9 protein-coding genes are annotated in these 12,016 nt (G+C 69.2%); 5 read left to right on the top strand and 4 right to left on the bottom strand.

Annotated features, from left to right (window positions below; translation table 11 throughout):
- Entirely contained in the window at window positions 1–933 is a 933-nt protein-coding gene (locus G398_RS0111015; protein WP_026853624.1) for an acetyl-CoA carboxylase carboxyltransferase subunit alpha, read from the bottom strand.
- Window positions 934–1,097: 164 nt separating this feature from the next.
- Between G398_RS0111015 and coaE the strand changes: the two genes are divergently transcribed.
- Genes coaE through G398_RS0110990 form a run of 5 tightly spaced genes read left to right on the top strand, consistent with a single transcriptional unit; the run spans window position 1,098 to window position 7,454 of the window.
- Window positions 1,098–3,194, top strand: coding sequence for a dephospho-CoA kinase (coaE, locus tag G398_RS0111010; RefSeq protein ID WP_211229079.1), 2,097 nt, complete (start codon window positions 1,098–1,100; stop codon window positions 3,192–3,194).
- Entirely contained in the window at window positions 3,191–3,709 is a 519-nt protein-coding gene (locus tag G398_RS0111005; protein WP_211229078.1) for an O-acetyl-ADP-ribose deacetylase, read from the top strand. The genes coaE and G398_RS0111005 overlap by 4 nt, the downstream gene beginning before the upstream one ends.
- Window position 3,710: 1 nt before the next feature.
- Complete coding sequence (locus G398_RS0111000; RefSeq protein ID WP_026853621.1) at window positions 3,711–5,099, top strand: TldD/PmbA family protein; 1,389 nt, start codon at window positions 3,711–3,713, stop codon at window positions 5,097–5,099.
- Window positions 5,099–5,719, top strand: coding sequence for an SAM-dependent methyltransferase (locus G398_RS0110995; protein ID WP_026853620.1), 621 nt, complete (start codon window positions 5,099–5,101; stop codon window positions 5,717–5,719). The genes G398_RS0111000 and G398_RS0110995 overlap by 1 nt, the downstream gene beginning before the upstream one ends.
- Window positions 5,720–5,753: 34 nt before the next feature.
- Window positions 5,754–7,454 (top strand): phospho-sugar mutase, encoded by a 1,701-nt coding sequence (locus G398_RS0110990; protein ID WP_026853619.1) that lies wholly within the window; start codon window positions 5,754–5,756, stop codon window positions 7,452–7,454.
- 61 nt (window positions 7,455–7,515) lie between these two features.
- Here G398_RS0110990 and G398_RS0110985 read toward each other — a convergent pair whose 3' ends face one another.
- From G398_RS0110985 to G398_RS17915, 3 genes are all read right to left on the bottom strand, one after another.
- Window positions 7,516–7,749: a cytochrome c3 family protein gene (locus tag G398_RS0110985; protein WP_026853618.1), complete on the bottom strand. Its 234-nt coding sequence runs from the start codon at window positions 7,747–7,749 to the stop codon at window positions 7,516–7,518.
- Window positions 7,750–7,840: 91 nt separating this feature from the next.
- A complete protein-coding gene (locus G398_RS17920) occupies window positions 7,841–10,009 on the bottom strand; it encodes a cytochrome b/b6 domain-containing protein (protein ID WP_052571849.1) in 2,169 nt (722 codons plus the stop codon).
- Window positions 10,010–10,060: 51 nt separating this feature from the next.
- Window positions 10,061–11,923 carry a cytochrome b/b6 domain-containing protein gene (locus G398_RS17915; protein WP_052571848.1) on the bottom strand — a complete coding sequence of 621 codons (1,863 nt, stop codon included), beginning with the start codon at window positions 11,921–11,923 and terminating at the stop codon, window positions 10,061–10,063.
- Window positions 11,924–12,016: the final 93 nt, after the last annotated feature.

Below are 12,016 nucleotides of genomic sequence, written 5' to 3'. Positions count from 1 at the left end.
TCAGCCCACGCTGCCCATGCGGGCGAACTTCTGGTACCGCTCCTCCACCAGCTGCTCGGCGGACAGCTCGGACAACTCGGAGAAGGCCTCGATGACAGCCTCCTTGAGCGCTGCGGCCGCGGCGTCGAAATCCGAATGGGCGCCACCCAGGGGTTCCTTCACGATGCCATCGATGACGCCGAGGTCGAGCAGATGCGGAGCCGTGAGCTTGAGGGCCGCGGCGGCCTTGGGGGCCTGGGTGGCATCCTTCCAGAGAATGGAGGCGCAACCCTCGGGCGAGATCACGGAATAGATGGCGTTCTCCATCATGAGCACGCGGTCGGCCACGCCCAGGGCCAGGGCCCCGCCGCTGCCGCCCTCGCCCAGCACCACGGCCACCACGGGCACCTCGAGCTTGGCCATCTCCAGGAGGTTGCGGGCGATGGCCTCGGCCTGGCCGCGCTCCTCGGCGTCCACGCCCGGGTAGGCGCCCGGCGTGTCGATGAGGCAGAGGACGGGCCGCTGGAACTTCTCGGCCAGCTTCATGAGGCGCAGGGCCTTGCGGTAGCCCTCGGGCTTGGGCATGCCGAAGTTGCGGAGGATCTTCTGCTTGGTGTCCCGGCCCTTCTGCTGGCCGATGATCATGACCGGATTGCCCTCGATCCAGCCCATGCCGCCCACGATGGCCGCGTCGTCGCCGAAGCGGCGGTCGCCGTGCAACTCCTCGAAGCGCTCGCAGATGCGCTCCAGGTAGTCCAGGGTGTAGGGGCGTTTGGGATGCCGCGCCAGCTGGGCCCGCTGCCAGTCCGTGAGGTTCGTGAACAGCTCGGACTTCAGCTTCTCCAGCTTCTTCTCCAGCTTCTCCCGCTCCTTCGCCTGGGAAGGATCCATCTCCATGGCCCGGATCTGGGCCTCCAGCTCGAGCACCGGCTTTTCCAGCTGGGACAGATCCATGGCCTGTTCGGGAGTCGCGTCTTTCATGGAGCCTCAGGTTGAATCGTTTCAAGGGTCCAGTGTAGAGGGGGTGGAGGCCGTTGAACAGATCGGCCTGACTCCGGGTAGCCCCACCGCCAATCCTTCCATGCATGGATGCCGGAGCGGGGGCACCATACAGTCCCATGGACGGAACCTTTCCAGCGCCCCCCTTCCCCCTCCTCGGCCTCAGCGGCGGCATCGCGGCGGGGAAGAGCCATGTGGCGAACCTGCTGGCGGCACGGGGCTGGGCGGTGATCGATGCGGATGCCCTGGCCCGGGAGGTGGTGCAACCGGGCAGCGAGGGCCTGGCGGCGGTGGTCGAGGCCTTCGGCCCGGGCTGCCTCCTGCGGGACGGGAGCCTCGACCGGGCCTGGATGGCCGGCCATGTCTTCGCGGACGGTGCGGCGCGGGCCCGGTTGAACGCGATCCTCCACCCGCGGATCGAGGCCCTCCAGGCCGCCCGCCTCGCGGCCCTTCCCCCGGACACCCGGGGGGCCGTGCTGGACGCCGCCCTGTGGGTGGAGACCGGAAGGGCCCATCACTTCGACGCCTTCTGGACCGTGGACGCCCCGGAGGACCTGCGCCTCGAACGCCTGGCCGCCCGGGATGGGATGCCCCGCGAGACGGCTCTGGCGCGGCTGCGGGCCCAGGCATCGGCTCCCGAGCGTGCCCTCCATGCGGACTTGGTGATCCCCAACGACGGGAGGGACCTGGCCGGGATCCTCGCGGGAGCCGAGGCGGCCCTTCTGTCAAACTGGAGGGTCCGCCGCGCGCGGACGTGGAGAGCCCCGATGCCCGCACCCTTCACCCCCGAACAGCTCCGCGACGTCCTCACCGCCCTCCTCAGCCGCGGCGGGGACTATGGCGAAGCCTTCGTGGAGCGCCGCCGGGCCCATGCGCTGGGCATGGACGACGGCCGCATGGAGGACGTGCTGGCCTCGGAGACCTTCGGAGCCAGCCTGCGCTTGATCGACGGAGAAACCACCCGCTTTGCCGACTTGATCGCCCCGGCCTTCGAGGAGCTGCTGGAGGCCGCGCGCACCCTGGCGGCCCCCGGCATCGGCACGGCGGCCCCCATCCCCGCCCTGACGCTGGAGGTCCACCCGACGCCCAGCCCGGTGAAGCGCGATCCGGGCAGCGTGCCCCTGGACGAGAAGGTGGCCCTGGTCCGCCGGGCCGAGGCCCTGGCCCGGACCGAGGCCGAGGTCCTGCGTCCCGGCGCCCTGAAGCAGGTATCCGTGGGCTACGGCGACAACACCCAGCGCGTGTGGATCGCCGCCGCCGAACGTGAAGGTGGAAGCTGGACGGGCCGCCTCACGGAGGACCACCGCACCCAGGGCGTGCTCCGGGCCAACGTCACCGCCGGCGACGGCACCCAGCTCCAGACCGGCTACCAGGCCCTGGGCGAGACCCGCGGCTTCGAGCTGTTCACGGACGAGGCCGTGGCCCGCACGGTGAAGGAGGCCGTGCGCCTGGCCATGCAGGCCCTGGACGCCCAGCCCGCCCCGGCCGGAACCTTCCCCGTGGTGCTCAGCAGCTCCGCCGGCGGCACCATGATCCACGAGGCCTGCGGACACGGCCTGGAGGCCGACCTCGCGCTCGCGGGCATGTCCGCCTTCGCGGGCAAGCTGGGCCAGAAGGTGGCCGCCGAGGGCGTCACGATCATCGACGACGGCACCCTGCCCCACAAGCGCGGCAGCCAGGCCATCGACGACGAGGGGAACCCCGTGAGCCGCGTGGTGCTCATCGAGAATGGCGTGCTCAAGGCCTACCTGCAGTCGCGCAAGACGTCCCGGAAGATGGCCACGGAGCCCACGGGCAACGGCCGCCGGGAGAGCTACCGCCACCTGCCCATCCCCCGCATGCGGAACACCTTCCTCGCCGCCGGAAGCGAGGCTCCCGAGGCCATCCTCAAGGATCTCGACCGGGGCCTGCTCGTGAAACACATGGGCGGCGGCCAAGTGGACACGGTCACCGGCAACTTCGTGTTCCAGGTGACCGAAGGCTACTGGGTGGAGAACGGCGAACCCAAGTACCCCGTGAAGAACGCCACCCTCAGCGGCTGCGGTCCCGAAGTGCTGAGAGGCCTCACCCGCATCGGCAGCGACCTCCACCACTTCGACATCGGCACCTGCGGTAAGGACGGCCAGGGCGTGCCCGTCAGCGATGCCCTCCCAACCATCCTCTGCCCCGCCCTCGTCGTGGGCGGCACCGCCGAGCCCCTGCCGAGCGTCATTTGACCTCCGGGCGCCTGCAGGTGGTGCAGGCCGACATCACCACCCTCGCCGTGGACGCCATCGTGAATGCCGCGAACCGCAGCCTGCTGGGCGGGGGCGGTGTGGACGGGGCCATCCACCGGGCCGCGGGGCCGGGCCTGCTGGAGGAATGCCGGCGCCTGGGAGGCTGCCCTCCGGGCCAGGCGAAGCTCACCGGCGGCCATCGCCTGTCGGCCCGGTTCGTCATCCATGCCGTGGGTCCGGTCTGGAACGGCGGGCAGCAGGGTGAGGACAGGGCCCTCGCCTCCTGCTACCGGGAGAGCCTCCGCCTGGCCGAAGCCCACGGCTGCAGCAGCGTAGCCTTCCCAGCCATCAGCACGGGCATCTACGGCTTCCCCGCCGAGCGGGCCGCCGCCATCGCCGTGGCCACCTGCCGGGCCTGGCTGGCAGTCCACGACCTCCCGCAGACCCTCACCCTCGTGGCCTTCGATGCCCGCTCCCTGGTGGTCCTGCGCTCTGCCCTAGAGAAGGAAGCCTGACATGATCGATCCGTTCCGAACCTTCATCCCCGAAACCCTCGAGTCTCGTCTCCAGGACGGCATCCGGCACGCCCTGAGCCTGGGCGCGGAGGGTGCCGAGGCCTTCGTCTCCGTGTCCCGGAGCCGGAAGGCCAAGGTGCAGAACGGCGCCCTGGAGAACCTGACCACCAGCAAGCGCGGTGGCCTCGGCGTGCGTGTCATCCGCAACGGGGGCAAGGGCTACCGCACGGGCCTCGCCACCACCACTGATCTCACCGCGGCGGATTTCCGCGGCCTCTTCGCCCAGGCCTGGGAGCTGAGCGCCCTGGGGGACGAGGACCCCTGGCTGCGCCAGGCCGATCCCGAGGGTACCGACGACCTGCCCAGCCGCTTCGATCCATCCGTCGAGGCCATCACGCCCGAGCAGCGCATCGCCTGGGCCCTGGAACTGGAGGCCGAGGCCCGCAAGGCCTCGCCGAAGGTCGCCGCCGTGCGGGAAGCAGCCTGGAGCGACGGTTCCGGCGCCAGCCTGCTGCTCACCCAGAAGGACGTGCGCACGCCGGATGCCTGGTCCAGCTGCTCCGCGGCCATCGAGCTGGCCGTGGCCGATGGCGAGGAACGGCAGGCCGCCTGGCATTGGGACGTGGCCCGCCGGCCGGGCCTGGACCTCTCGGCCATCGGGGCCGAGGCGGCCCTGAAAGGCGAGCGCAAGCTCCATCCCCAGCGGCTGCCCGCCGGAAAGTACCCCGTGGTGCTCCACCCCGAAGTGGCGGTGGATCTGCTGGGCATCGTGGCGGGCATGCTGGATGCCGAGGCCGTGATCAAGGGCCGCAGCCTCTTCGCTGGGAAGCTGGGCGAAGCCATCGCCTCGCCGCTGCTCACGCTCGTGGACGACGGGCGCCTGCCCGAGGCTCCGGGCCGTCCTGCCCTGGGCACGGAGCCCTGGGACGCCGAGGGCCTGCCCACGCGCCGCAACGTGCTGCTGGAGGGCGGCGTGCTGAAGACCTACCTCCACACCCTCAAGACCGCCGCGGAGCTGGGCCAGGCTCCGACGGCCAGTGCCGGCCGCGGCTTCGGCAGCCAGCCCGGCGCCACCACCTTCAACCTCTTCCCCCTGGCCGGGAGCACCGCTCCCGAGGCCCTCTACCGTCTGGCGGGGAATGGTGTGCTGATCACCGAGATCATGGGTCTGCACACGGTGGATCCCGTCAGCGGCGATCTCAGCGTGGGCGCTTCGGGCATCCGCATCCGCGACGGCGTGCTGGCCGAGCCCGTGGACAAGCTCACCTTCGCCGGGAACCTGCGGGACTTCCTCACCCGCATCGTGGCCCTGGGTAGCGACCTGCGCTGGTACGGCAGCAGCGCCGGCCTGAGCCTGCTGCTGGAGGACATCGCCCTGGGAGGCGCCTGATGGGACGAGAATTCTGGGACACGCGCTATTCGGAAGCCGAGCTGACCTACGGCTCTGAGCCCAACGATTTCCTGCGGGAGATGGCGCCGCGCATCCCCCCGGGCCCCGTGCTGGGGCTGGGCGAGGGCCAGGGCCGCAACGCCGTGCATCTGGCCGCGCTGGGCCATGCGGTCACGGCCGTGGACCAGTCGCCGGTGGGCCTGGCCCGGGCGCGGGACCTGGCCGCCAGCCGGGGCGTGCCGCTCACCACCGAGGTCGCTGATCTCGCAGCGTTCGACCTCGGAGCCACCCCCTGGAGCGGCATCATCTCCATCTTCTGCCACCTGCCCTCCGCCCTCCGGCGCGAGCTGTACCCGCGCTGCGCGGCGGCCCTCGCGCCCGGCGGCGTCTTCATCCTGGAAGGCTACACACCCCGCCAGCTGGAGTACGGCACCGGCGGGCCGAAGGAGCCGGACCTGCTCGACACCCTCGACGAGCTGCGAGGTCTCCTGCCCGGCCTGGAGCTGGAGGTGGGCCGGGAGCTGCTGCGCGACATCCGCGAAGGCGCCCACCATCAGGGCCTTGGAGCCGTGGTGCAGGTGGTGGCCCGCAGGCCCGCCGGGTCGACCTCCCAGCCCTGATCTGCAATCCTGGAGTGTTTCTCAGGGATGATCCATGAGCCTTGACGCCACCCGCTCCTACCTCGCCTTCCCCCACCTGGAGCCGGAGCTCCGGGCGGAGCTGGAGCCCCTGCTCAAGGCGGCCGAGGCGGGGGATGCCAAGGCTGCGGCGGAGCTGGATGACCGTTTCTCCGAGCCCCTGGCCTTCGGGACGGGCGGCCTGCGCGGCTTCATGGCCGCGGGCCTGCGCCGTATGAACCGGCCCAACGTGCGCCGGGCGACCCTCGGCCTCGCGGCCGTGGCCCAGCGCCGCGCCCCGGATAAGAAGGTGGCCGTGGTGGGCTACGACACGCGCATCAACTCGGATGTCTTCGCCGCCGAGAGCGCCGCGGTCCTGGCCGCTGCGGGCTACCAGGTGTTCCTCGGCACGCGCCCCCTGCCCACGCCCTTCCTGTGCTTCGCCATGCGCCGCCTGGATGCCGCCTGCGGCGCCATCGTCACCGCCAGCCACAATCCCAAGGAGTACAACGGCTTCAAGGCCTACAACGACCTAGGCGGCCAGGTGGTGGAGCCCTGGGACGCGGAGGTAGAGGCCCACATGGCCACCCTGCCCCTGGTGCCCGAGCCCCCCGTGGCGCCGGCGGGCCGCATCCAGCCCATCCCCGCGGAGGTCGAGGAGGCCTACCTGGCCATGGGCCAGGACCTGCTCCAACATCCCGAGGCCTTCGAAGCCGCCCGCATCCTCTACACGCCCTTCCACGGCACCGGCGTGGCCTTCGTGCCCGCCCTCTTCGAGCGCGCGGGCCTGCCCCTCATCCTCAGCCCCAGCCAGGGCGTGCAGGACGGCACCTTCCCGACGGCCCCGCGGCCCAATCCCGAGGAGCTGGCCGCCTACGCGGCACCTCTGGAGGAAGCCGAGGCCATGGGCGCCGAGGTGATCCTGGCCAACGATCCCGATGCAGACCGCATCGGCGTCGTGGCCAAGCGGAACGGCGCCTGGGAGCTCATGTCGGGCAACGACCTGGCCGGCCTCACCCTGGACTACCTCTGCACCCAGAAGGGCCGGAAGGGCGCCGTGGTGAGTACGGTGGTCACCTCCGACTTCATGGCCGAGGTGGCCCGCCACCACGGCCTGCCCGTGGTCTGGACCCTCACGGGCTTCAAGAACATCGCGGTGTGCATGGACCGGCTGCTGGAGCTGGGCGAGCCCTACGCCTTCGGCGCCGAGGAGAGCTACGGCATGCTGCTGCCCCCGGACTTGCGTGACAAGGACGGCGTCACCGCGGCCCTCGTGGTGGCGGAGATGGCCGGCCACTACAAGGCCAAGGGCCAGACGCTCTTCGAGGCGGTGGAGGCCCTCATGGCCCGGGTGGGCACCTTCCGGAACCGCCTGGTGAACCTAGAGGACCCGCGGCCGGGCGGCGCCAAGCGCTTTGCCGAGGCCATGGGCCGCATCCGGGCCGCGGGCCTGGAATCCCTGGGCGGCGAGAAGGTCGTCAGCTGGGAGGACTTCCAGACCGGCCTCTGGCATGGCGAAGGCCGCACCGAGCCCATCCTGGATCGTCCCGACAACCGCCCGATCGCCCTGCCCATCTCCCGCAGCAACGTCCTGAAGTTCCGCCTGGAGAGCGGCGCCTTCGCCGCCTTCCGCCCCAGCGGCACGGAGCCCAAGCTCAAGGTCTACCTCCAGAGCCGGAGTGGCGAAGCCCAGCTCGATCAGCTCGAGATCGAGGCTCGCGCCCTGCTGGGGCTCTGACTTCCTCCAGAAACAAGATGGCGCCGGGTTGCCGGCGCCATCTTGTTTCTGGAGCAGGGAACTACTTCTTCTTGATGGTGGTCAGCTTGCCATCGGCCCAGCCGTGGCAGTCCTTGCACTGGGCCTCCTTGTACTTCGCGAGCATCTTGACGGTGGCCGCGTTGAACTTCTTGTCCTTGGGCGCGCCCTCGTGGCAGGCGGTGCACTTGGCACCCTTGACGGTGGTGGGCTTGGCGCTGGCGACGGGGGCCAGGGCCAGCATGAGCGCGGCGGTGAGGAGGGTGATGCGTCGCATGTGAGCTCCTTGCGGGGGTTGGGTTTGGACCCGTGACGGGTCGGGGTGGGGGCGGGTGGGGCGCGGGTATCGCGCCGGGCCCGGCCTGGCCTCAGTGGGCCAGGCGGGAAGTCATGGCATAGATGATAAGGACAAGCAGCAGGAGGCCGATGCCGAAGAAGATGTAGCCGGCGCTGCGGGCGATGCCCTTCCAGGCCTCCCACTCATCCTTGACGCGGAAGCTGTCCAGGCGGCCTTCGGACACCAGGCGGTCATACCAGCGCTTGCGCTCGTGGAGCATCTCGGACTTGGAAATGCGGCCCGAGAAGATCACGGTGTCCATGGGGAACTTCTCCAGCCGGAAGTGCGTGTTGAAGAAGTGGACCGTGAAGATGAAGCCGGCGGCCAGGAGTGCCTCGTCCGAGTGGACGATGAGCGAGACGTTGATCATCCAGCCCGGCATGAAGCGGCTGAAGAACTCGGGGAACCACATGATCAGGCCCGAGACGCCGATGGCGAAGACGCCCCAGAACACGGCCAGGTAGTCGAACTTCTCGAAGTAGGTCCAGCGGTCGAACTCGGGGCGCGGACCCTTGCCGAAGAACCAGCGGTTGTGGGCCACGAAGTCCTTCACGTCCTGCTTGGTGGGGATCATGGAGTCCGGGTGGGCCATGGCCTTGAAGATCCGGGAGAACCGGAAGGCGCCGGTCTCGGGATCCTTCATGAAGCCGCGGTTCTTCCAGAGGTGGCTCAGGGTGGTGCTCACGTGCAGCACGAAGTAGGTGAAGGTGATCACCGCGCCGAAGTGGTGGAGGGTGCGGGCCACGTCGGCGCCGCCGAAGAAGCTGAAGATCGCCTTGGCCCAGTCGGTGTAGTAGAACTTCAGCGGCATGCCGGTGATGGTCAGCAACAGGAAGCTCGTCACCACCAGGATGTGGAGGAACCGCTCGAAGGGCTGGAAGCGGGTGAACTGCTCGTCGTCCGCCTGGATCTTGGCCTTCGCCTCGCGGAACTGCTTGGAGTCGTGGCGGTAGAGCCAGAGCGAACGGAAGAGCCACAGGAGCGTGTGCGCGCCGAACAGGGAGAAGGTGCACACCAGCAGGGTCGTCATGACCAGGAAGACGTAGTGCAGCACGGGGTAGTTCTTGCGGTCCATGGGGTTGGCATGGGGCGCGTACTTGGTGAAGCTGACCGTGGCCTTCGGATGGCACTGCTTGCAGGTGTTGACGATGTTCGCCTGGGAAAGATGCGAGTTCGGGTCCGAGGCCCTGAGCACGTCGTGATGCCCGTGGCAGTCGTAGCAGGCCGCCACGGCGCTGGCGGTGTTGGCCTTGCCGAGGGCCATGGCCTTGCCGTGATAGGTGTCGCGGTAGTGCTCGAGCCGGTCCGCGTGGCACTTGCCGCACACCATGTCGCTGCCGGACTTGAAGTGGCCGTTCACCGGCGTCTCGATCTGGTGCGCGGAGTGGCACTGGACGCACACGGGGCCGCGGGGGTCGCCCTTGGCCAGAAGCTGGCCGTGGATGCTCTTGTTGTAGATCTCCTCGACCTTGACGTGGCACTTGCCGCAGGTCTTGGCGACGTTGGCGTGGTTGATGGGCGAGCTCCGGTCCACGCTGCGCTTGATGTCATGCACGCCGTGGCAGTCGTTGCAGCTGGGGGCCACGATGAGCCCCTTCACGAGCAGCGCCTTCCCGTGGATGCTCTCCTGGTACTGGGAGGCCACCTGCGGGTACTTCATCTTGTACTCGTCGGTGAGGTTCCTGTTGGCGTGGCACTTCGCGCAGGTCTGCGAGAGGTTCATCTTGTGGACCGGCGAGTCGGTCTGCTTCACGGGGACGATGTCGTGGTTCCCGTGGCAGTCGTGGCAATAGGCCGCCGCCGTCGCCCCCAGGGTCTGGCTCACGCCGTGGATGCTTCCCGCATAGACCTTGGCCTGCTCGGAATGGCACCCGTCGCACTTCACGTCGGTGTAGGTCTCGGAGCCTTCCTGGTGCTTGTCGGTGAGCTTGACGTGGCAGTCCCGGCAGGAGAGGGAGCCATGCACCGAGGCCGCGAATCGCTGCTCGTCCACGAAGAGCGAGCGCTTCACCCCGTTCGCCTCCTTGGTCATGTCCTTGTCGCTGTGGCAGTCGAAGCAGCTCTCCTTCGCCGCCTGCTTGGCCGGGGCCGCGCCCATGGGCGCGACCGCGAAGAGGAGGCTGGCGAGGAGGGCGAACAGGAGGCGCCTGCCAGGCCTGGCGCCGGCGGAGCCCTGGGAGTCGGAGGCAGGAGGAGTCATGGGGCGGGTCCTGTGAGGTGGTGGGGTGGGGTGTAGGGGCTCGAAGGGGTGTCAGGCCTGGTCCTGGGAGTCGCCGCGCTTCTCGAGGGTCTTCCGGTAGTACTCGGGCCGGGTCTCGCGCATGTGGTCCGCGGAGGCCTTGCCGTTCAGCCAGGCGAGATCCATGGGGTAGACGTCGGGATCGAAGATCACCAGGTACCAGTGCCAGACGAGGATGGAGAGCGTGGCGAGGATGGCCTCGTACCAGTGGGCCGCCGTGGCCGCATCCAGCACCCACTTCGGGAAGTGGCGCAGGCTCCAGTTCTCGGCCCACAGCAGCACGCCGGTCACGGCCATCACCACCGTGCCCCACATGAAGGCCCAGTACTCCATCTTCTCGGGGTAGCCGAACATCCCGAAGGTGGGGCGTTCCCTGGTCAGGCCCAGGTTGAACCGGAACATGTTGAGGATGTCCTTGGCGTCCTGCCAGGAGGGGAGCAGCTCCACGAGGATGATGCGGTCCCGCTTCGAGATGGCCAGGTGGATGAAGTGGAACACCGTGCCCGCCATCATCACCACGGCGGCGATGCGGTGCACCACGCCGCGGAGGCTGGAATCCGGGTCGAAGGACTGGAAGAGCTTCACCCAGGCAGACTCGGGGAACTTCAGCGCGAACCCGGTGACGACCAGGGAGATGAAGCTCACGATCACCAGGCCGTGGGTGAGCCGGAAGGTCCGGTTCATGCGCGGGAAGCCCTCGTGCGTGGCGCCGTGGTGCGGTCCCCGCCGCAGCTTGGCCAGCCAGTCGAGGAAGTTGTGCAGCAGCATGAACCCGATGGTCAGGGGGATGAGGACCAGGTAGGCCAGCCGGATCCAGCGCACGGAGAGGTGCTCAGTCATCGTGGCGGTGCGCACATGGATGGGGGCTCCCGCGAGCTTTGTCCCCGCGCCGGGATGGCACTTGCCGCAGGTCTGGGCCAGGTTGGCGGGGTTCACCGTGGACCGGATGTCCGAGGAGGGCAGGATGTTGTGCACGCCGTGGCAGGAGGCGCAGTTGGCGGCGGACTTCCCGCCGCCGCGGACGGCGAGGCCATGGAAGCTGTCCTGGTAGGCGGGCACCTTGTCGCCGAAGCCGTAGCGGGTGTTGAGGCGCTCATCCCCGTGGCAGCGGCCGCAGGTGCTGGTGGACACGCGCGCGGCGTTCACCAGGGACCCGGGCTCCGAAGGCGCCAGGATCTCGTGCTCGCCGTGGCAGCCAGTGCAGGTGGGGGAGTCCTTGGACCCGCGCTTGAGGGCCAGGCCGTGGATGCTGTCGGAGTAGGCGGCCTGGACGTCGCTGTGGCAGACGCCGCAGGTCTCGGCCACGTTGGCCCGGTTCACCTTCGCCTTGGGATCCCGCGAGGCCAGGATGTCGTGGCTGCCGTGGCAGTCGGAGCAGGAGGCCGCGCCGGCATTGCCCTTGGCCACCTCGCGGCCGTGGATGCTCAGGCGGTAGGCCTCCACGGGCTTCACGAAGGGAATCTGGTGCTTGGCGACGAAGTCGGGGTTGGAGTGGCAGCTGCCGCAGGTGTCCGCCAGGTTCTGCTTGGCCACCTTGGAGGCGGGATCGGAGCCGGGGACGATGCCGTGGGCGGGCCCATGGCAGGAGGCGCAGGTGGCCGCGTCGGTCATCCCGTTCTGCTTGGCCACGCCGTGCACGCTCTTGGCGTAGGCCTTGACCTGGTCCTCGTGGCAGGTGGCGCACTTCACCGGCGCCGGCTTGTCCTCATGGGGCAGCTTCGTGATGCTGCTGTGGCAATCCGTGCAGGCCATGCTGCCGTGCGTGGTGGTGGCAAACTTGGCCAGGTCGAGGTCGTGGCAGCCGAGGCAGTCCTTCGCCGGAGGAGGCGCCGCTGAGAGGAATACGGAAAGCAGACCGACAAACAGCAGGCGCATAGCTACCTCACGTGTCGGCTATCACCCTAGCGCGGTTACCTCCCAATAAGATACCTGATGGTGATCTAGGTCACGACCAGAGGTCCGGTCCAA

The sequence above is a fragment of the Geothrix fermentans DSM 14018 genome (genome assembly GCF_000428885.1).
In the GTDB taxonomy this organism is placed as follows: domain Bacteria; phylum Acidobacteriota; class Holophagae; order Holophagales; family Holophagaceae; genus Geothrix; species Geothrix fermentans.
Note: the sequence above shows the minus strand (reverse complement) of the source record. Positions and strands in the feature narration are given on the sequence as shown.

Bases quoted from the DNA above. Each gene is read 5' to 3' on its own strand.
- G398_RS0111015 (WP_026853624.1), bottom strand. From the start codon at position 933: ATGGATCTGTCCCAGCTGGAAAAGCCGGTGCTCGAGCTGGAGGCCCAG.
- coaE (WP_211229079.1), top strand. From the start codon at position 1,098: ATGGACGGAACCTTTCCAGCGCCCCCCTTCCCCCTCCTCGGCCTCAGC.
- G398_RS0111000 (WP_026853621.1), top strand. From the start codon at position 3,711: ATGATCGATCCGTTCCGAACCTTCATCCCCGAAACCCTCGAGTCTCGT.
- G398_RS0110995 (WP_026853620.1), top strand. From the start codon at position 5,099: ATGGGACGAGAATTCTGGGACACGCGCTATTCGGAAGCCGAGCTGACC.
- G398_RS0110990 (WP_026853619.1), top strand. From the start codon at position 5,754: ATGAGCCTTGACGCCACCCGCTCCTACCTCGCCTTCCCCCACCTGGAG.
- G398_RS0110985 (WP_026853618.1), bottom strand. From the start codon at position 7,749: ATGCGACGCATCACCCTCCTCACCGCCGCGCTCATGCTGGCCCTGGCC.
- G398_RS17920 (WP_052571849.1), bottom strand. From the start codon at position 10,009: ATGACTCCTCCTGCCTCCGACTCCCAGGGCTCCGCCGGCGCCAGGCCT.
- G398_RS17915 (WP_052571848.1), bottom strand. From the start codon at position 11,923: ATGCGCCTGCTGTTTGTCGGTCTGCTTTCCGTATTCCTCTCAGCGGCG.